This is a genomic window from Cupriavidus sp. GW823-FHT07A04 (assembly GCF_058794615.1).
The window spans coordinates 20,983-40,934 of the sequence record NZ_JBXAHA010000005.1 but is presented as its reverse complement, the minus strand read 5'-3'; the positions used below and the strand labels follow the sequence as shown (position 1 = coordinate 40,934).

Here is a 19,952-nt window from a genome sequence, read left to right as displayed (position 1 = left end):
ATTGGCACCTTCGCTTCCATGGCGGGATGGGCCGATCACACTCCGGATTTCGAGAGCGGGATACCGGCAGTGTGTGGATTGCCTTCCTTGGAGTCCTCAGGCAGAAGGTTGCCATCGTCGAGCGCAGCATCGGCGTTGGCCGTTTCGGGAAAGCGCTCGGGATACAGATGCCGCTGCGCAATCTCGTGGTCAAAGGTGCCGGACCACTTGGCAATGACCACGGTCGCGACGCTGTTGCCGATCGTATTGCAGGTGGAGATCGCCATCGACAGGAAGCGGTAGACGCCAAAAATGACGGCCAGTCCTTCGACCGGCAGCATCCCGGTCGAAGTCACCGTTGCAGCGAAGACCACGAAGGAGCCGCCGGAGACGGTCGCCGCGCCCTTGGAAGTCAGGAGCATCAGCAACAGGATGCCAATCTGCTGATCCAGCGACAGCGGCACGCCGTAGGCATGCGCGATGAACATCACGCCCATGGCCATGAAGAGCGAGGTGCCATCGAGGTTGAATGCGTAGCCGGTTGGCAGCACCAGGCCCACGGTCTGCTTCGCGCAACCTAGCCGCTCCAGCTTGATCAGCAGGCGGGGCAGCGCACTCTCCGACGATGCGGTGCCGAGCACGATAAGGATCTCGTCCTTGATGTAGCGCAGGAAACGCCAGAGACTGAAGCCTGCCAGCCGTGCCACCAGGCCCAGCACCACCACGATAAACACCGCCACCACCGCGTAGAAGCTGAACACCAGTTGGGCCAACGCGATCAGCACCGCGGTGCCGTTGCTGCCGACCGAATAGGCTACTGCGCCGAACGTGCCGATCGGCGCCAGTTTCATCACCAGGTTGATGAAGGAGAACAGTACCTCGGAGATCTGGCCGAGGCCCTCGTTGATCTTCTCGCGCCGGCCTTGCGGAATGGCGAGGATGCCGATGCCGACCATCACCGCAAGCACCACCACCTGCAGCAGCTCGCCCTTGGCAAACGCCCCGACAAAGTTGTCCGGCACGATGTGGGCCATGAACTCCAGGAAGCCGTGCGGCCCGGCCTTGGCCACCACCGGCGGGGCGGCGCCGGTGGCTACGGTGGTCATGCCCTTGCCGATCTGCAAGAGGTTACCCGCCAGCATGCCCACGACCAGGGCAATGGTCGAGAGCACTTCGAAGTAGAAGATGGAGCGCCAGCCAACGCGGCCAGCACTCTTCACATCGCCGGCGGATGCAATGCCGTGGACAATGGTGAGGAACACAAGCGGCGCCACGCCCGCCTTGATCAGCGAGAGGAACATGTCGCCGAGCAGCTTGAGCTGCGAGGCGAACTTCGGGAAGATGAAGCCCACCGCGATGCCAAGCACCAGCGACACCAGCACTTGCATACCCAGCTTGCGATACCAGGGTAATTTTCTCGGGGGCGAGATCAGCGCATCTGCGCTGGATGAATGGTTTTCCATATCTGTCTCCTCGATACTGTTTGATGCTGTTTCTTACACACCGCTCGACAGCGCGACGGCGCGGTCCACCATCTCCGGCGCCAGGCCGAGATAGTTGGCCGGATCCGTCAACCGGTCGATCGCCGCGCGATCGAAGTGTTGCGTGACCTCAGGCAGTGCCATCAGTGCCTCGGCCAGCGTGCCGCCCTTCTCGTTTACGGTGCGGCAGGCGTCGTAGACGATGTCGTGCGCCTGCTGGCGGCCGGTGAAGGGGGCCATGCCCATCATCACCGCTTCGGCCACGATCAGGCCACGGGTGATGCCGAGGTTGTGCTTCATGCGTTCGGTATCGACGATGAGGCCGCCAAGCGCGAACTTCGCCTGGTGAAGGGCACCCGCAGTGAAGATGAAGCTCTCGGGAATCGCAATCCACTCCGCATGCCATGGGCCGGTCGCGCGCTCGAAGTCTTGCACCATGGCATCGACCATCAGGCCGGCGTGCTGGCGCACTGCCTTCGAGGCGGCCAGCATCAGTTCGCTGGAGATCGGGTTGCGCTTTTGCGGCATGGTGCTGGAGGCGCCACGACCCTTGACGAAGGGCTCGTAGACCTCGGCGAACTCGGTCGACGCCATGATCATGATGTCGAGTGCGATCTTGCCAAGGGAACCTGTGATCAGTGCGAGCAGGTTCACCGCCTCGGCGAAGCCGTCCCGTGCCACATGCCAGGTGGTTGCCGGCACGCCCAGCCCAAGTTCCTCGGCCATCGCCTGCTGCACCGCGAAGCCCTTGTCGCCCAGCGAGGCCAGCGTGCCCGCCGCACCGGCAAACTCCACCACGGCCACCCGTGGGCGCAATTCCGCCAGACGCTGCTGGTGGCGGTCGAACATGGCGAGCCAGATCGCGACCTTGTAGCCAAAAGTGACAGGCAGCGCCTGCTGCAGGTGGGTGCGGCCGGCCATGGGCGTATCGCGATGCTTGACCGCCAGGCCGGCCAGGATGCCGCGCAGTTCGCGGACATCGGTGTCGATGCTGTCGAGCGCGTCGCGCACCTGCAGTGCCACCGCGGTGTCCATGATGTCCTGCGTGGTCGCTCCCCAGTGCACGTAGCGGCCGGCATCGCCGCACATGCCCACAAGCTGATGCACCAGCGGCAGGATCGGGTACCCGACGATGTCCGTCTCCTCACGCATATGGTCAAAGTCGATACGCTCGATGCGCGACTCGCGCGCAATCACTTCCGCCGCCTCGGCCGGGATCACGCCGACGCGCGCTTCGGCCTTCGCCAAGGCGATCTCGGCGTCAATGTAACGCTGGATCAGCGCCCGGTCGGAGAAAATCTCGCGCATCTTGGCGGTGCCGAAGGCATCGCGGAACAGAATCGAATCAACAACGGTGCTAGCCATGGGGACGGAAAAAGTGGACATATCGGCCTCTGAGGTAATTGCTGGTTTCGCGAACACGCTCAAATATGTTCGAACATATCCAACTATAATATGTTCAAACATATTCACAACCATGGGTTTACCCTAGCGCCATGAAACCGCCCGCTCCCCTCGCCATGCCGAAGCTCAACTTCGCATCGCCTGGCATCTTGATCAGCGCCTTGATCGAGGCGCGTTACGGCCGCTGCATTGGGGGCGCGTCCGCAGCGCCTCGGATCAGGGCTTGGCAGGCATGCAAGGCATGCGAAATTTCAAATGCGGACGTCGACATGTAGCGGCTGCTTTTTCCGCAAGGCTGGGCAAGCCGCATCGCCTTTCAACACCTTGCCGTCTGCCAACGTCAGCACTGGGACTGGCAGCCCGGCGCCGCCGGTCTCGTCTGTCCCCTTGTCACGCGCATAGATGCGGCTCCGTACTTGGGAGCATGCAATGTCGCACGCTGCTGGCCAACCTGATTCATGCCGACCGGCTGGTCGGCCGGCGGTACGCCATCAGCAACCGCCAGCGAGTATGTCCGGGCGCTGGCATCGCGCTCAGCCCCCGGCAAGAAAGGATTGATGGCGCCAGGCGCCGGTTTGATCAGATAGTCGGCCACCGATTCGACTGGCACGCCGGCGCCGTCATACTGCCGACACGGACGCAAGACTACTTGTCCTTTCGCGGGCGCAGTTCGCGCGGAGCGTCAAGGAAGGACCAACGGCCTACCGCTACTTCGCGCTGCTCATCGCGCAGCGGCATGCCGGCGTCCTTCGCTATATCTCAGATACAAAACTGATGGCCCCGGAGGCTCGCGTACGCGCGAGGCTGGCGGAACTCCTGCTGTTGCAGCGCCCGCTGGTGCCTCAAGGCGGTCCCGTCACCTTGAAGGTTTCGCAGGTCAATCTTGCCGCGATGATTGGTGTGTCCCGCCAGACATTGAATAAGCTCCTGAAGCAATTGGAGAAGCGCGGGCTGATCGAGATCGCATTCCGGAGCATTCGCGTGATGGATCCGGAGCGCTTGCGGGATGAGGACAACACCTGACACGGGCATTTCAGTGCCGGGCCGCTTGGCGGGGTCCATGTCCCCTACCGATCGATCCGTGACCTAGCTCGCAATGCGGGCTGGCCCCAACTCGGCGATAGCCTGGGACGATACGAGATTCGCCGGGCGGCGCTCAGGCGTTGATCCAGGCGCGCGCCTGATCCAGCTCGTTGACGTGGAACACCTTGACTTCGGCCTTCGTGAAGAACCGCGCCAGATGCATCGAGGCGTGGATCCATCCCGCGTCGGCCACCACGGCGGCGCGCGTGATTTTGCGGGCCACGGAAACGCCGAGCGTCAGGTCGGTCCACAGTGCCTTTGGCTCGATGCCGGTGAAATGCTCGATGCGTTCGAGCACGCGGGTCTTGCCGTTCAGTTCGAGATCCCCTCGCAGGCGCTCGATGGCTTCGCGCAGATCGCGGTCAGTGATTTTGCCTTCGACGGAAATCTCGACGACCGGGGAATCGGGGTCAGTGTGATACAGGATCATGGCAGGACCACTTGGCTGGGGAGGCGTAACACGCTCAGGCACGGACGAACCTAGCGCTCGATCACCTCCTGATGGTACGCCTTTTCGCACGGCTCGGACCGCACGGGTTCCTGGTTCGCCAGAACTGGACCCAGGAACTGTGAGACAAAACCCACTAACCGTGAGACGTGACTGTTCCGTCTCAAATCTATTAGGCAACGGGTGTACAAAGGATCAATGACTTAGCTTGCCGAGTTTCAAACAAGCTGAGCAGGATTCTCAAAGTTAGTGGGCGAACGGCACGATTTGTCTCACAGTTAATGCGCATATGGAGACGTGATGCCGTCCAGCGCGGACTGGAAAACGTGCGTCAGATGCGCTGCGCGGTGCGGCGGCGATGGCCAAGACGCTACCCTGCTCAACTGCGCACCGGCACGATACTGAACCGGGAGACACCCTGGGTTGCAGCCATCTCGGCCGCCAGTCCTGCCGGCGATAGTGCGCGCGCCTTGTCCGGCGCGACCAGGCTGATTCGCCACACGGCCTGGTTGTCGGCAAACGTGATAGTCAGGCTGTCGTGCAGCACGCGATAGCCGCGGGACTTTGCCCTGTCGATCAGTAGATCGAGATCCGGCGCTTCACCGGGTTGGAAAGTCAGAGACACATCCAGCGTCGTGCGCCCCGGAAGCCTGGATTCAAGTCGGTGCAACAGAGACATCGAGCTCACGCATAGCACGGCGAGCAGCAACGCGGCGGCATAAAAACCAACGCCGAGCAACACGCCTATGGCCGAGGCAGCCCAGATGGATGCCGCGGTCGTGAGGCCGCGGATGCGCATGCCGTCCTTCATGATGACCCCGGCGCAGAGGAAGCCGACGCCGGTGACCACGCCCTGGATGGTATGGGTCGGGTCTGCCTGGATGTGCGCTGTGGCGCCGCCGTACCAGAGCGGCGCGTGGCCGACGAACACCGTCAGCGCCGTGGACGCCATGCACACGAGGCCGTAGGTGCGCATGCCGGCGGCGCGGCCATTGTACGAGCGCTCGTAGCCTACCAGCATGCCGAGCAGCAGCGCGCCCACCATGTTCAGCCCGATGAACGCGTTGGCGGCGAGAAAGGCGCCGCTCCAATAGTGCTGCAGATCTCCTAGCATAGGATTTCGCGATCAGGCTGCGAGCCAGGCATTCAGCGAGCGCAAGGTTTCCTCGCTCAGTTCCCCCGCCGCGGCGGCAAGCCGCAGACGGCCAAGGAGGTAGTCCAGGCGTGCCTGAACCAGGTCAAGCTCAGCGGCGAACACGCGCTGCTGCGCATCCAGTACGTCGGGTTGCGTACGGGTGCCAACGTCCCGGCCAAGCGTCGTTGCCGCGAGCGCGCTACGCGCCGAAGTCAACGACTGCTCGAGTGCAGCAACGCGCGACACGCCCGTTTTCACTGAGAGGAATCCGTCCTGCACCCTCAAACGCACGTCTCGCCGGGCGGCGGCAATCTCCTGCTCCGCCTGACTCTTCCTCGCGGCCGATTCCCGCTCGCGCGAATCCAATCCGCCGCCCGCGTACAACGGAATGTTGAGCTGCAAGCCGATCGTCGCGGTTCGGGTGTTGCTGCCAGCAATCCAGGGAGCCAGGTTGCCGGTTTGCCCTTGTGCGCCATAACGCGCCACGAGCGCGACGGTCGGGCGACTGCTGAGGCGGTATTTATCGATTTCCGCGCCGGCAATGTCGTGCTCCGACTGCCTGGTCTTGACGAGGTAGCTCTGTTCTTCACCCTTTGCCTGCCACGCCGTGAGATTGTCCGGTTCCGGCGGCCGCGGTGCGAAGCCAGGCGCCAACCCGCTGAGCCGATCGGGCGGCATGCCGACGGTTTCCAGGAATCGCGTGCGTCGCTGTTCGAGCGCAGATTGTGCCGTGACCTCGCGACTCTCCACCCCATCCAGGCGCGCCTGGGCTTCATGAAGATCGGTGATCTTGCCCTGGCCGATGTCAAAGCGTGCCTTCGCGCGGTCGCGTTGCTGTCGCAACGCCGCCTTCTCGGCCTGCACCACGCGGAGCGTCTCCTCGCCCAACACCACGCCGAAGTATGCCTCGGCCACCCGCAAAGCCAAGTCCTGGCGAGACTGGTCGAATTGCGTTTGCGCCAGGTTGGATTGCTCGTGCAACTGCCGTCTCGTGGCCACAGCGCTCCTGTCGTACAGCGGCTGCACGAGCATCACCCCGGCCTGGCGAGCAGTGCCCGAACTATCAGCGGAGACCAACGGCGCGAGCTCGGCAGGCGGGTTGGCGGACGACCGATTGTTGATCCGGTCCAGCGCCGCCTGGAGGCTTACGCGGGGACGCAGCAAGGCGTCGCCTTGCACAGCCTTCTCCCGTCCCGCCGTGAGCGCATCATTTGCGGCGAGGCTCGTCGGATCATGCGCCAATGCCTGCTGATAGGCCCCCACGAGATCGATAGCGCTCGACGCTCCAGCGTTCATGAAAAGCATGCAGCCCAAAGCCACCTGCCCGGCCCGCAAGGCCATACTCATTCTATTCATCGCATTTACTCTTAACGTCACATCTGCGATCAAACGGTCGCAGGGCGCTTGGCCCGGTACCAGGTCGCATACAGAGCGGGAAGGAAGACGAGCGTCAGCACCGTGGCAACGGCGAGCCCTCCCATGATTGCCCACGCCATGGGGCCCCAGAACACGGAGTGTGTAAGCGGCACCATCGCCAGAATTGCCGCCAAAGCAGTCAGCACGATCGGACGCAGCCGCCGCACCGCCGCCTCGACGATGGCCGTCCACAGTGCGACGCCCGCGCCCACGTCCTGATCGATCTGTACGACCAGGATCACCGAGTTGCGGATGATCATTCCAGCGAGGGCAATAACGCCCAACATGGCGACAAAGCCGAATGGAATCCGGAACGCGGCCATGATCGCGCTGACACCGATCAGCCCGAGCGGTGCCGTCAGCAGGACCATCGCCATCTTCTTCATGTCCTGCAGTTGAATCATCAGCAGCACGAGCACCGCGATGATCGTCACAGGCATCACCGCGAAAACGGAATGCTGGGCCTTCGCACTCGATTCGTAAGCGCCGCCGATCTCGATGCCATAGCCGAGCGGTAGCGCCTTTTCCAGTGCGTCGATCTTCGGTTGTAGTGCACGCGTGACGTCAGGTGCCTGCGCCCCTGCGATATCGGCGCGAACGGTCAACGTTGGCACGCGGTTACGCCGCCACAGCTCGCTGTCCTCGCTGTCAAGCGTGAGCCGGGCCACTTGCGAGACCGGCACAAACTTGCCGTCGCGCACATAGATCTTGGCGTCCTTCAGGTTGTTCAGGTCCGTGCGCTCCGCCGCGACGAGGCGCGAGACCACGTCGATTCCTTGGTCCTCCTCACGGTACTGCGTGATTGGCGTGCCCGACAACGAGGCCTCGAGGGCTTCCTTGATCTGGCCTGAACTGATGCCCAGTGCACGCGCCTTATCCTGGTCCACATCGACCTGCACGCGCTTGATGCGTTCGCCCCAGTCCTGGTTGACCTGCCGCACATGGGGCTCTTCACGCATGATGTCCGCCACCTGCTGACCGATCGCACGAACCTTGACGTTGTCCTGCCCGTACACGCGAAACTGCACCGGGTATCCGACAGGCGGACCGTTCTCCAGCCGATTGACGCGGCCCCGCACATTCGGGAATCTCTCGCCGAGCAGATTCTCGATCCTCTCCTTCGCCCGCTCCCGTGCCTCACCGCCCTTCGTCATCACCAGCATCTCGCCGAGGTTCAGATTAGGCGTCTGCGCATCGAGAGGCAGGTAGAACCGTGGCGCACCGTTGCCAACAAAGCTGGTCACCGCCGCAATGTCCGGATCGCCCTTGAGCAGGCCTTCCAGCGTCTGTACCTCGCGCTGGCTCGCCTCGAAGGTCGACGCCCTCGGCATCCACAGGTCAACAATCAGTTCGGCCCGGTCGGATGCCGGAAAGAATTGCTGGGGTACTGCCTTGAACAGCACCAGTGCGCCCACGAACGCAGCGAGCGTGATGCCGATCACCCACACTCGATGCTCCAGGCAGAAATTGATGAAGCGGCGGAACTTGACGTAGAAGCCGCGCTGGTAGACCGCCTCCTCATCATGCGACGCGTGCGCATGCTCTTTCAACAGCTTGAAGCCGATGTAAGGTGTAAAGAGGACGGCCACGATCCATGACAGCACCAGCGAAATGCCCACCACCTGGAACAAGGAGTACACATATTCGCCCGTGCCCGACTTCGCAAAGCCGACGGGAAGAAAGCCCGCAGCTGTGATCAACGTGCCCGTGAGCATCGGGAAGGCGGTGGCCGTGTACGCATATGTGGCGGCGCGGAACTTGTCCCAGCCCTGCTCGAGCTTCAGCGACATCATTTCGACGGCAATAATGGCATCGTCCACCAACAGTCCGAGCGCAATGATCAGCGCACCGAGCGAGATGCGCTGCAAGTCGATGCCCATCACGTACATCGCCAGGAATGTCATGGCCAGAACGAGCGGGATGCTGAGCGCAACGACCAGTCCGGTCCGCAAGCCTAGCGACAGGAAACTCACGACGAGCACAATGACCACAGCCTCGGCCAGACTCTTCTTGAACTCGAAGACAGAATGCTCGACGATACGTGGCTGGTCGCTGACCGCATGGATCTGCACGCCCACCGGCAGGTTGGACTCGATGCGTTTTACCGTTTCTTCCAGCTTTGTTCCAAGGCGGATCACGTCACCGCCCTTGCGCATGCTCACCGCAAGTCCAATCGCCTCGCGGCCGTTGAAGTGCATCCTCGACGTGGCAGGCTCCACAAAGCCGCGACGGACGTCTGCGATATCGCCAAGACGGAAGGTACGTTGGCCAGCACGGATGCCGATGGCGCGAATCCCTTCGACAGAGTCAAACTCGCCACTGACGGCCAGCCGCACTTGTTCCGCGGTGGTTTGCACAGTCCCGCCTGATGTCACGGCATTGGTTTGTGCGAGCGTCGACGCGATCAACGCCGGGTCGATCCCCAGCGAGGCGAGCTTGGCGGTGGAGACTTCCACATAGATCTTCTGTTCCTGCTTGCCTACGAGGTCGACCTTGTTGACGTCGCCGACACGAAGGAACTCATTTCGTGCGGCGTCCGCGATCCGTCTCAGGTCGTCATAGTCGAAGCCATCACCTGTGATGGCATAGAGGTTGCCGAACGTGTCTCCGAACTCGTCGTTGAAGAATGGGCCCTGCGTGCCCTGTGGCAAGGTATGCCGGATGTCCTCCATCTTCTTCCGGACCTGGTACCACACATCCGGCACGGCGCCCGGTGGTACGTCCTCGCGCAGGTTGACCTTGACCTGAGTTTCGCCCGGCTTCACGTAGGTGGACGTATAGTCGATCTCCGCCACCTCTTGCAGCTTGCGCTCGATCTTGTCGGTCACCTGATCGGCCATCTGCTGCGCGGAGCTCCCCGGCCAGTACGCCTGCACGACCATGGTCTTGATCGTGAACTCGGGGTCCTCCTTCTGACCCAGGCTGCTGTAAGCCAGTACGCCGGCCACGGACAACAGCAACAGCAGGAACCCGATCATCTGCTGGTGCTTCAGCGCCCATTCGGACAGGTTGATGCCTTTCACTTAACACCTCCCGCCCTGGCGACAGACACCGTCTCGGCCACTTTCACCTGCTGGCCAGGCTGCAGCATATGCACGCCGGCACTCACAACGGTCTCTCCGCCCGCCAGTCCCCCAACCACGATGACGCTGTCGTTCTGCGCGGCGCCCAGCTTGACTTCACGCGCGATCACCCGCGACGTCTTCGGGTCAACCACCCACACCTGCCGGCCATGTTCATGATCGACAATGGCGGTCAGCGGCACGCGGACAACGCCGTTGCCGTCCACGTCGGGTGCTAGGACAGACGCGGTCATGCCTAGCCGCAGGAGATCCGAATCCGCGTCCTGAATGGAAATGCGGGCCGAGTACGTCCGCGTGACGCTGTCCGCGTCCGGCGCAAGCTCCCGGAGCTTGCCCGTCCAGGACTTGCCCGGATGCGCCCAGACCGTGATCTTCAGCATCGACGCCTTACGCAGTTCGTCGACTCGCGACTCCGGAATACTGATCGAGACCTCGCGTTCGCCGTCAGCCGCAACGGTAGCGATCGACTGCCCGGCCGCGACCACCTGCCCGGCTTCCGCGTTGATGGCACTGACCACGCCATCGCGGTCGGCCACGAGCGTGGTAAAGCCGCGCAGGTTGGCATTCAGCTGCTGGCGCGCCTGGGCAGAGCGCAGTTGTGCCTCCGCCTGGTTGAGCGCCAGCCGCTGCTGGTCCAGCTCGGCTTGCGAGGCAAAGTTCTGCGCGAGCAATTGCTCGGTACGCCGAACATCCACCCGCGCCTGGGCTACCCGGCCCCTTGCCGCATCAGCCTCCGCACCCGCCGCAGCCACCTGCAACGTCTCCTGGGTGGGGTCGAGCTGGAACAACGGCTGGCCGCGCTTGACGTGGCTGCCCACTTCCACCATGCGCGCGACGATCTTGCCGGCTGTGCGGAATCCAAGTTGACTTTCGTAACGCGCGCGAATCTCGCCTGAATAGGTCGCGCCGACCGACCCGGCGGTACGTCCGGCGACCACTGTCCGCACCGGCCTTACGTCCGCGTGTCCGGATGTGGGGTGCGGTGTACAGGCGGCTAGCAGATGTGCCGCGATGATGATAAGAGCTGCCGCTCGATAGTTCCTGTTCAATTTCTGCCCTCCAGTAAGGTCCGTCGCTCCCCTGCGAGTCATCAGAGATCCACGCCACCGAGGCGCTCCACGGACTCGTGCTGGCGTCAGCGACGGCAGGCCTGTTAGGGATTTCTCCCTTCCCGATAGCCCGGAATATACATCATACTGACTTGAATGTCATGATGACGTACAATTTATTTTATGAGTGGAACGGGACGACTATGACGTACCGGATTCCACATCAGACGAAGAAGGTGCGTGGCGACCACAAGCAAGTGGACGCGCAGAGACAAGCACTGGACGCGAAGTGACGTGACGGGCATAGACCGAAGGCGCAGGAAGTGCTGCGCGCGCGGCTATGCCGACTCATTGACCATAAGGAAAAAACAGATCAATGACCCCGATACAGAAGAGATTGGCAGCTGAAACAGAACCGTCGGAGACTCGCGACCACCGTCAGCGAGTTGCGGCAAAGCGGCGGCAGCGTATGCGCTCGCTATTGCTGAACAGTGCGATGCGCTTGATGGTAGAGAACAGCGCCGAGACGCCTTCCATCGACGACATCATTTCGGCCGCACGGGTGTCACGTGGCACGTTCTACAAGTACTTTCCGTCGTCCGACGCGATCGTGCGGGAGCTTGTCGGGAAGGTTGCTGAACAATGGGAGCGGGCCGCCGACCCCATTGTGCGCAGCCATGACGACCCGGCCGAGCACATCGCCAGGGGAATACGGCTTGCGTCGATACTTACGATACGCCAGCCGGGTGTGGCTGCAATCCTGGGCCGGCTGGGCTGGGCTGGCTACCAGGCACCCAATATGCTGGAGTTTGTCCGCAGGGACATAGAGGAAGGTGTTCGACGCAAGCGCTTCAAGCGCATGCCGATCGCCCTGGGGTTCAATATCGTTGCCGGCGCGGCAATGAGCGCAATGCACCGCATGCTTGAAACCGAATGTCGCGAAGATTTCTCGGAGCTCGCCGCCGCCGTGGCATTGCGCGCCTTAGGCGTGGAAGAAGCGGTGGCTGATGCGATATCCAAGTCGCCGCTGGATGCGAGTGAGGTGCTTTTCGATGGCTTGCTCGCCCAAGCGAGCGGCGAAGCACCGTAGTGTTGGCTACGCGCGCAGGTTGGAGGGCTCGGCCATTTCGGCGAGCTTCTCCTGTGCCTTTTCGAGCAGTGACTCAGGCGAAACGACCAGCTTTGGCAAAGGCGCAGAGGTCAACTTTGTGGCACTCGATGCAGACACGCCGAGCGACCGCAACACCGCCCGCACAATCCGCTCGGGATAATCCTTGGTCGTTTTTCCCTGGGCCATACGGTGAACGGCGATTACCCCTGCGCCTGCCACCATGTCCAATGCAACATCGGCCGAGGCCTCGTCAAACGTGCCCGTCTTCAGGCCTTCCTTGATATCCGAGGGCAGGTACTCGTACACGGCACTCTTCTTGCCGACCAAGGTCAGGCCTGTGCCGGAAAGAAACTGCGCCACCACAGGATAGGATCGCGCAAGGTGCAGATACAAGCGAATACCCGTTGCAACACGCAACGCCGGGTCTTCGATATTGCCGACCACGCTCTCGATCATTTGCACCATGTCGTGACTGAGCGCTTCGCTGACAGCCGCCAGCAGATCGTCGTTAGTACGGAAGTAGTTGTAGAAGGAACCTTGTGAGACGCCAGCTGCCGCGATGACTTCCGGAATCACGCTGACTCCGATACCTCTTTGCGCAAAGACGATCATCGCGCTTTCAATGAGACGCATGCGCATCCGTGCACGCCGTTCGGCTGCAACGCGAGGGCGATGGTCTTTAAGATCAGGGGCGGCAGGCATCTTCAATTTGAGGACCTTATGTGATTGGATGATTATATCAATACGCCGCTGCAACGCCGACACCATGGCGTAGGCCACGTCCCGCCCTCCTTGATACGAACAAGCTCAGTGCCGTCCTCGGCTGCGCACCGAGTGCGCAGCGTTGTGCAGTGTCTGTGCCACGACGACCAGCCGTTCGGCCACGGCAAAGATGTCATGCGGCAGGCCATCGCGAATTTCGACTTCGCAGACAACTTTCATGGACAGCGTTCTGAGGAAAGAAAGAGCCTGCATACAGCTGGAAACGGTGGGACAAGGAGGTGTTTTTCAGAAAAAGTGCCCGTTGCATTCCCTATAAGATACTTATTGTCATGATGACACGCAAGTCATTTTGTAGCAGAATGCGGGAATCTCGAAAGATTCCGGTGCGCTCGACGCACTGCTTGCCTCATGCAACGAGGCCGATAACCATCCCAGGACACGTCGTGCATCAGAACCACCTCCCGCCGCCAGATCCACCACAGGACATGCACCGGCTGGTTGCGTGCGAGCATTGCGACGCACTCCATATGCGCGTGACACTGCAACCGGGCGAACGTGCCACCTGCCTGCGCTGCGGCGGTGCGCTCTATCGCAACAGTTCACTTGCCTATCGCCGCCTGCTGCCGCTCGTTGTGACCGCTCTGATCCTGTTCATGATCTCGAACGCGTACCCGATTGTCGCTATGGAACTCAAGGGCTCGCGCGTGGAGACCACGCTATGGGGCGCCGTGCAAGCACTCTACGCGCATGACATGTCGCCGGTGGCGATGCTCGTGTTCGCCACGACGATCCTGCTTCCGCTGGCCGAGTTACTCATGATGTGCTACCTGCTCGTGCCAATGGCGCAGCACCGCATGCCCCCCGGATTCGACCGCCTTGTGCGCGGCATTCTCCTGACGCGGCCGTGGGGCATGATCGAGGTATTCATGATCGGCGTGCTGGTGACGGTGGTAAAGCTGTCGACCATAGCGCAGGTGCTTGCTGGCGTCGCGCTCTGGTCATTCGGTGCCCTCGTGGTCGTACTTGCCGCCATCCTGTCCTTTGATCCGCGCGACCTGTGGCATCACCTCGATGCGAACGGTGCAGATGACATACAAACCTGCTCGCCGGACGCCGCAACATGACCGCGACTCAATTGCCTTACGCTACCGCTGCTTCGCGCGGACTGCTGTCATGCCACGCTTGCGACCGGCTCAGCCCGATGACGCTCGAGGCCGGACCGTGTCCCCGCTGCGGCGCCGTACTACATCATCGCAAGCCAGCCAGCGCGTCGCGCACCTTGGCTTTCCTGTTGGCCGCTTACCTTCTGTATATCCCAGCCAATCTGCTCCCGGTGATGGTGACGCAGTCAATTCTCGGTACACAGCGCGACACCATCATGTCCGGCGTGATCTATCTATGGCTGTCCGGCTCGCACATGCTGGCGCTCGTGGTGCTGATCGCCAGCATTGTTGTCCCGCTGCTGAAGATGATGATCCTGACATTGCTGCTGGTATCGGTGCGCCGCAGATCGACCTGGCGCATCCGAGAACAGACCCGGCTCTACGCGCTGGTCGAGGTCATCGGCCGATGGTCCATGCTCGACATCTTCGTCGTGGCACTGCTGGCCTCGCTGGTGCAGGTCGGGGCGCTGGCCACGATTACGCCCGGGGGCGGGGCCCTGGCCTTTGCCTCGGTTGTCGTACTGACCATGCTCGCGTCACTGAGCTTTGATCCCCGTCTGCTGTGGGATGCGCTTGAGACGTCGCCTCCCCCCATCGAATTTCCGCACTCCGATCATGCCAGAACACACTAATCATCCCCCACCTCATGATGTACCGCCGCCCGGGCGCAAGCCTCGCGCGCGTTGGCTACCCTCGCTCGTCTGGCTGATCCCCCTCGTTGCGGCGGTAGTCGGGCTTTCGTTGTTGATCAACACGCTAGCATCGCGCGGGCCCGAGATCACCGTCACATTTCGCACCGCCGAAGGCCTGACGCCGGGCAAGACCCCCGTGCGCTACAAGGACGTCGATATCGGATTGGTCAAGACGGCACGGCTGGCAGCGGACCGTTCGCATGTGATCGCGACGATTGCGTTGACCAAGGACGCGGAGACCTTCGCCGTGGCCGACACACGCTTCTGGGTGGTGCGGCCTCGCTTTGCAACCAGCGGCGTGTCGGGGCTCGAGACGCTGCTATCGGGCGCATATATCGGCGTGGATGCCGGCAAGTCAGGCGAGACGACGCGTAGCTTCACCGGGCTCGAAGTCCCGCCGACTGTCACTGCCGACGCCTCAGGCAGGCAGTTCGTGCTGCGTGCGCAAGACCTGGGCTCGCTCGACATCGGCTCACCGGTCTACTATCGTCGCGTGCAGGTCGGCCATGTCGTAGCGTATCAACTCGAGCCGAACGGCCACGACATCACGCTGCGGATCTTCGTCAACAAGCCCTATGACAAGCTCGTCTGCGCCGATACGCGCTTCTGGCATGCCAGCGGCGTCGACCTCAAGCTCGATGCGAACGGGCTGAAGTTGTCCACGCAGTCGCTGGTCACCGTGATGCTTGGTGGCCTGGCCTTCCAGGCGCCGGAGCACTCGACTGCGCACGCCACAGCCGCCGAGAACACCGAGTTCCTGCTAGCGGCGGACCAATCGGAAGCCATGAAAGAGCCGGAGGAACTCGCCCCCGCACTGGCAGTGCTCAACTTCGATCAGTCCGTGCGCGGCCTGTCTCCAGGTGCGCCAGTCGATTTCCGCGGTGTGACCGTCGGGCAAGTGCGCTCGATCGGTATCGAATACCAGCGTGACAAGAAGGCCTTCCGCATGCCCGTGGTGGTGGAACTCTATCCGTCTCGCATGGGTCTGCACGAGAAAGACGTGGCTGACGACGCGCGCAAGCTCGCCATCGTGCATAGCCTCGTACAGCGCGGCATGCGTGCGCAGTTGCGCACAGGCAACCTGCTGACAGGCCAGCTCTATGTGGCACTCGATTTCTTTCCGAAGGCAACTCTGCCGGCTGATCTGGACCTGAACGGGTCGCTGCCTGAGTTCCCCACCACGCCGGGCACCTTCGACGAACTGCAAGCCAAGCTTGGCGACATTGTGACCAAGATCGGCAAAGTGCCGTTCGACCAGATCGGGCAGGACGCGCGCACGGCGATGGTGTCTATGAACAAAATGCTCGTCAACGCGGACAAGCTCGTGGCACAGGTCAATGGCGATGTGGCACCAGAAGTGCTCGCCGCGCTCAAGGATGTGCGCCGCACGCTCGCCACGGCCAATGGCGCGCTGGCGCCCGACGCATCGCTGCAGCAGGATACGCGTCGGATGATGCAGGAACTCACGCAAACGGCAGTCTCGCTGCGCACGCTGACCGATTATCTCGAGCGGCATCCCGAAGCACTGCTGCAAGGCAAGAGGGAAGAGAAATGATGAAACGTATGACGCTGTTTGTTACGCTGGCCGCCGCGGCCACGACCATGATGTGCGGCTGCGCGTCACCCGAGGCGCGCTACTACACGCTGGCTGCCAATCGCTCCGACGCCGCGCCGGCCGTGACAGGGCGAGCCAGCCGTCGCAGCGAACCGTTATGGATCGAGGTCACGCCGGTGCGCGTGCCCGAGCGGTTGAACCGCATTCAGCTGGTGGTGCGTGACGGCACCAGCGGGGAGGTGAAGCTGCTCGACACATCGCGCTGGACGTCCCCATTGCCCGACGAGCTACGCGATGCACTGTCGCAGCAACTGCAATCGACGCTTGACGCGTTGGATGTCTACCAGCACGGCCTGTCGGCGACGCAGCCGGCCTTTCGGGTAACGACCGAGGTGGTAAACCTCGACGCCAATGTGGGCAAGTGGGCAGCGGCGACCATCACCTGGACCGTGCGGCGACTGCCGGACGGCAAGGTTCTGAGCGGCCGCACCAAAACAGAGGTGCCCGCGCCCGGGCAGATGGAGGGCGTGGTGAATGCGTATCGGGAAATCCTCGCAGCAACCGCTGCCGATATAGCAGTCGGCGTGGAGTCGCTTAGTCGCTAAATGTGTGCCGTTACCCACCTTTAGCGGAGTGGCGCGGCGACCAACCCGGCATATCGACCGATCAGGCGTTAGCGACATAGCCAGATTTGTGAAGGGCATCGCCTGACCAAGAGCGTGACCAGGCTGACTCGCCACACCGCCTGGTTGTCGGCAAACGTGATGGTCAGGCTGCCGTGCTGCAAGCGATCGCAGCGGTCAAGTCCTACAGCGGCTGAATCAGCATCACGCCGGCCTGCCGCGCAGTTCCCGAACAATCGTTGGATACCAACGGCGCGAGGTCGGCCAGCGGGTTGCCGGACGAACAATCGTTGATCCAGTCAAGTGCCGCCTGGAGGCTTACGCGGAGACGCAGCAAGGCGTCGCCCTCCGCACAGCCATCTCCCGTCCCGCCGTGAGTGCATCACTTGCAGCGAGGCTCGGCAGATCATGCGCCAATGCCAGCTGATAGGCCGCCGTGAGATAGATAGCGCCCGACTCTCCCGCGTTCAGGAAAAGCATGCAGCCCAGAGCCAAGGTCCTGAGCGGCCGCACCGAAACAAAGGTGCCAGCGCCCGGGCAGTTGGGGGGCGTGGCGAATGTGTATCGGGAAACTGCGGCTCATATTGCAAGCGGAGTGCACCCCTTGGCGGCTAGACGTGAAACGCCCCGCACCTTGCGCACGGCGGGGCGCTGCAACCAACCCACCTTGTCACACCATCTAGGTGTTAACGAGATATTAGTCATCCTGACAAATAGACTATTATCACGACCATGAACGACGTCGCTTGACACCGCATTCCGACGTCGCAAGCGCCGTGGCACCTCCTTGGCAGCACCTGCAGGCACGGCGTCGATCCAAAACAATCACAAACGGACCGCTCAGCGGTTGGAGACCTCATGCCCAAATCGACCGTCATGCTCCGCCAGCCGGAGTCTTACCCGGAGAGCCGGCTGCCACCTGGCGTGCAACGGCTCACTCGCCCAAAGCCGTTCGGTAGAGCCGTGGAACTGGCGTTCCTTCGCTGGGAAAAGAAAGACCTGGCGGCGACTGAACGCTTCTGGCGCGATTTCGGCATGCATGTGGCCAGCGACTCGCCTGAGCGGCTCACGGCCCGTGGCGTCGGGACGGCCCCCTGCATTGCGGTGGCCGAACGTTCGGCGGCGAGCCGCTTCGTTGGGCCTGCCTTTCGCATGTCCGACGATACCGACTTGCATCGGTATTCCGATCGCTTTGGCGCCATGTGGTTGTCCGACCAGCAGATTCCCGGAGGCGGGCGCGGTGTCGAGCTATTCGATCCTTCCGGGCGCAGTGTCTGGCTCGTGCAAGGCCAGCAGCGTGTCGAAGCGCTGCCCATGCGCCCACCCATGACATTGACCAACACGGCGCAACATGCGCCGCGAGTCAACCGCACTGTTCGCACCCCGATTGAGCCGGCCAGTATTGTCCGGCTGGGTCATGTTGTATTTCAAACCGTGGACTTTGCCGCCATGGCGGCGTGGTACATGACCGTACTGGGTGTCATTCCGACCGATGTGCAGTACCTCGCGGATGGCAGTCCCAACCTGGCCTTCTGCCGGCTCGACCTTGGCCAGGCGCCAGCCGACCACCACACCCTCGTACTGGTGGGTGGCATCGAAGAGAAATACGAGCACAGCGCGTACGAAGTCATCGATCTCGATGCGCTCGGGCAAGGTCAACAGGTGCTGCGTGCGCAAGGCCATTCGCATATGTGGGGCATCGGGCGGCATTTGCTGGGAAGCCAGTTGTTCGACTACTGGCGCGATCCGGACGGCTTCGAACTGGAGCACTACACCGATGGTGACCTGTTCACCGCGGATTTCGAAACCGCTTACTCGCCGCTTGATTTCGGCGGCATCTGGGCCTGGGGCGCCGACGCACCGGCTTCCATGAAGCCAAGAAAGACTTTGCGCAATGTGCTGAAGGTGCTGAGGCTGGTACGGCGCAAGGCGATAGCGCCGGCGCGGCTCAAGCTGATCGAAACGGCGCTGGGTGCACCCGCCAGACCCTGGCTTTAGAACTAAGCAATTCCCTAGGAAGCATCATGTCTCGTACCGTAATTCGCTATATCCATACGGATGGCCCGCAATGGGGCATTCTCTTTGGCGCACGCATCGCGCCGTTGCAGGCCAACGCCGCGACCACAGGCGAGTTGCTTGCCAAACACTGGCAAAGCATCTGGCAAGTGCCAGCGGCGCAGGCAACGATTCCGCGCTAGGCCGTCCAGCTTCTCGCACCCGTCACGCAGAACCAGCAATTCCTCTGCCAAGGCATCAACTACCGCAGCCACGTCATGGAATCCGGTCTGCGTGTCGAGAATTTTCCCTTCAACACCATCTTCACGAAGGCATCCTCATGCATCACGGCCGCGGATGCTCCGGTTGCCTCCCCAGCCCACGTCAAGCTGCTCGACTACGAGATCGAGCTCGGGCTGGTGCTGCGGCGGGATTTGCAACCTGGCGTGAAGGTCAGCCCCGACGCTCTCGGTGATTGGCTTGGCGGCGTGACCATCGTCAATGACCTGTCTGCGCGTGACGTGCAATTGCCGCAGGGTCAGTTCTACAAGGGAAAGAGCTATCGCGGCTTCGGGCCTGTTGGCCCTGGGCTCATATTGCTGACACCGGAAGAGTGGCAACGTTGGCCGGAATTGCGGATGCGCCTGGATGTCAACGGACAGCCCCGGCAGGACGCCTACTGCGCCGATATGATCCACGCGCCGGCTTCAACCTTGACGGAACTGGCATCCATGCACGACGTTCACACAGGCGACCTGATCGCCACCGGTACGCCTGCCGGTTGCGCGGCGCGCGCGCCGGGAAAGCTCGCCATGTTCTTGGCGAAACACTTTCTCAGCGACGCCGGCAAATGGCGCATGTTTGTGCGCCGCGGCATGACGAATCCCGCCTACCTTCGGCCCGGCGATAGCATCCGGGCCTCGATTCGCACGGATGACGGCACCATCGACCTGGGCGAGCAGACCACCGTTATCGCCCCAGCATGACGACTACGCCAGTTGGCGACGAAACA

19 protein-coding genes are annotated in these 19,952 nt (G+C 62.2%); 9 read left to right on the top strand and 10 right to left on the bottom strand.

All coding sequences use genetic code 11. The annotated features are described in order from the left end of the window. Positions 1–35: 35 nt before the first annotated feature. Together AC1Q7Q_RS10100 and AC1Q7Q_RS10095 are read right to left on the bottom strand one after the other, a co-directional pair. On the bottom strand, positions 36–1,442 hold the full coding sequence (locus tag AC1Q7Q_RS10100; protein ID WP_492374909.1) for a cation:dicarboxylate symporter family transporter: 1,407 nt from the start codon (positions 1,440–1,442) through the stop codon (positions 36–38). A gap of 33 nt (positions 1,443–1,475) precedes the next feature. After that, positions 1,476–2,846: a class-II fumarase/aspartase family protein gene (locus AC1Q7Q_RS10095; RefSeq protein WP_492374908.1), complete on the bottom strand. Its 1,371-nt coding sequence runs from the start codon at positions 2,844–2,846 to the stop codon at positions 1,476–1,478. 792 nt (positions 2,847–3,638) lie between these two features. Here AC1Q7Q_RS10095 and AC1Q7Q_RS10090 point away from each other — a divergent pair. After that, positions 3,639–3,887: a Crp/Fnr family transcriptional regulator gene (locus tag AC1Q7Q_RS10090; protein ID WP_492374907.1), complete on the top strand. Its 249-nt coding sequence runs from the start codon at positions 3,639–3,641 to the stop codon at positions 3,885–3,887. A 133-nt stretch (positions 3,888–4,020) separates the two neighbouring features. Here the strand turns inward: AC1Q7Q_RS10090 and AC1Q7Q_RS10085 are convergent, their stop codons facing one another. The 5 genes from AC1Q7Q_RS10085 to AC1Q7Q_RS10065 form a co-directional block, all read right to left on the bottom strand. Then, positions 4,021–4,377 carry a SpoIIAA family protein gene (locus AC1Q7Q_RS10085; RefSeq protein ID WP_492374906.1) on the bottom strand — a complete coding sequence of 119 codons (357 nt, stop codon included), beginning with the start codon at positions 4,375–4,377 and terminating at the stop codon, positions 4,021–4,023. A 397-nt stretch (positions 4,378–4,774) separates the two neighbouring features. Continuing rightward, entirely contained in the window at positions 4,775–5,509 is a 735-nt protein-coding gene (locus AC1Q7Q_RS10080; protein ID WP_492374905.1) for an MgtC/SapB family protein, read from the bottom strand. 12 nt (positions 5,510–5,521) lie between these two features. Further along, the gene (locus AC1Q7Q_RS10075) at positions 5,522–6,877 is read right to left on the bottom strand and encodes a TolC family outer membrane protein (protein WP_492374904.1); all 1,356 of its coding nucleotides are present in this window, start codon (positions 6,875–6,877) and stop codon (positions 5,522–5,524) included. 38 nt (positions 6,878–6,915) lie between these two features. Continuing rightward, positions 6,916–9,969, bottom strand: a complete 3,054-nt coding sequence (locus AC1Q7Q_RS10070) for an efflux RND transporter permease subunit (protein WP_492374903.1) — start codon at positions 9,967–9,969, stop codon at positions 6,916–6,918. After that, a complete protein-coding gene (locus tag AC1Q7Q_RS10065; protein WP_492374902.1) occupies positions 9,966–10,967 on the bottom strand; it encodes an efflux RND transporter periplasmic adaptor subunit in 1,002 nt (333 codons plus the stop codon). The genes AC1Q7Q_RS10070 and AC1Q7Q_RS10065 overlap by 4 nt, the downstream gene beginning before the upstream one ends. Before the next feature lie 487 nt (positions 10,968–11,454). On the opposite strand from AC1Q7Q_RS10065, the gene AC1Q7Q_RS10060 reads away from it, so the two are divergent. After that, the gene (locus tag AC1Q7Q_RS10060; protein ID WP_492374901.1) at positions 11,455–12,168 is read left to right on the top strand and encodes a TetR/AcrR family transcriptional regulator; all 714 of its coding nucleotides are present in this window, start codon (positions 11,455–11,457) and stop codon (positions 12,166–12,168) included. A 6-nt stretch (positions 12,169–12,174) separates the two neighbouring features. Here the strand turns inward: AC1Q7Q_RS10060 and AC1Q7Q_RS10055 are convergent, their stop codons facing one another. Further along, a complete protein-coding gene (locus AC1Q7Q_RS10055) occupies positions 12,175–12,969 on the bottom strand; it encodes a TetR/AcrR family transcriptional regulator (protein ID WP_492374900.1) in 795 nt (264 codons plus the stop codon). Positions 12,970–12,996: 27 nt separating this feature from the next. After that, the gene (locus tag AC1Q7Q_RS10050) at positions 12,997–13,131 is read right to left on the bottom strand and encodes a hypothetical protein (RefSeq protein WP_492374899.1); all 135 of its coding nucleotides are present in this window, start codon (positions 13,129–13,131) and stop codon (positions 12,997–12,999) included. A gap of 266 nt (positions 13,132–13,397) precedes the next feature. On the opposite strand from AC1Q7Q_RS10050, the gene AC1Q7Q_RS10045 reads away from it, so the two are divergent. Genes AC1Q7Q_RS10045 through AC1Q7Q_RS10030 form a run of 4 tightly spaced genes read left to right on the top strand, consistent with a single transcriptional unit; the run spans position 13,398 to position 16,927 of the window. Then, a complete protein-coding gene (locus AC1Q7Q_RS10045; protein ID WP_492374925.1) occupies positions 13,398–14,036 on the top strand; it encodes a paraquat-inducible protein A in 639 nt (212 codons plus the stop codon). After that, positions 14,033–14,707 carry a paraquat-inducible protein A gene (locus tag AC1Q7Q_RS10040; RefSeq protein ID WP_492374898.1) on the top strand — a complete coding sequence of 225 codons (675 nt, stop codon included), beginning with the start codon at positions 14,033–14,035 and terminating at the stop codon, positions 14,705–14,707. The genes AC1Q7Q_RS10045 and AC1Q7Q_RS10040 overlap by 4 nt, the downstream gene beginning before the upstream one ends. Continuing rightward, positions 14,691–16,322 (top strand): PqiB family protein, encoded by a 1,632-nt coding sequence (locus AC1Q7Q_RS10035; protein WP_492374897.1) that lies wholly within the window; start codon positions 14,691–14,693, stop codon positions 16,320–16,322. The genes AC1Q7Q_RS10040 and AC1Q7Q_RS10035 overlap by 17 nt, the downstream gene beginning before the upstream one ends. Further along, positions 16,319–16,927, top strand: coding sequence for a PqiC family protein (locus tag AC1Q7Q_RS10030; protein WP_492374896.1), 609 nt, complete (start codon positions 16,319–16,321; stop codon positions 16,925–16,927). The genes AC1Q7Q_RS10035 and AC1Q7Q_RS10030 overlap by 4 nt, the downstream gene beginning before the upstream one ends. A 202-nt stretch (positions 16,928–17,129) precedes the next feature. Here AC1Q7Q_RS10030 and AC1Q7Q_RS10025 read toward each other — a convergent pair whose 3' ends face one another. Continuing rightward, the gene (locus AC1Q7Q_RS10025) at positions 17,130–17,282 is read right to left on the bottom strand and encodes a hypothetical protein (protein ID WP_492374895.1); all 153 of its coding nucleotides are present in this window, start codon (positions 17,280–17,282) and stop codon (positions 17,130–17,132) included. A 521-nt stretch (positions 17,283–17,803) separates the two neighbouring features. Here AC1Q7Q_RS10025 and AC1Q7Q_RS10020 point away from each other — a divergent pair. From AC1Q7Q_RS10020 to AC1Q7Q_RS10010, 3 genes are read left to right on the top strand one after another with little or no spacing between them, the layout of a single operon-like run. Then, complete coding sequence (locus AC1Q7Q_RS10020) at positions 17,804–18,943, top strand: VOC family protein (protein ID WP_492374894.1); 1,140 nt, start codon at positions 17,804–17,806, stop codon at positions 18,941–18,943. Positions 18,944–18,969: 26 nt separating this feature from the next. After that, positions 18,970–19,143, top strand: coding sequence for a hypothetical protein (locus tag AC1Q7Q_RS10015; RefSeq protein ID WP_492374893.1), 174 nt, complete (start codon positions 18,970–18,972; stop codon positions 19,141–19,143). Positions 19,144–19,197: 54 nt separating this feature from the next. Continuing rightward, the gene (locus AC1Q7Q_RS10010; RefSeq protein WP_492374924.1) at positions 19,198–19,926 is read left to right on the top strand and encodes a fumarylacetoacetate hydrolase family protein; all 729 of its coding nucleotides are present in this window, start codon (positions 19,198–19,200) and stop codon (positions 19,924–19,926) included. Positions 19,927–19,952: the final 26 nt, after the last annotated feature.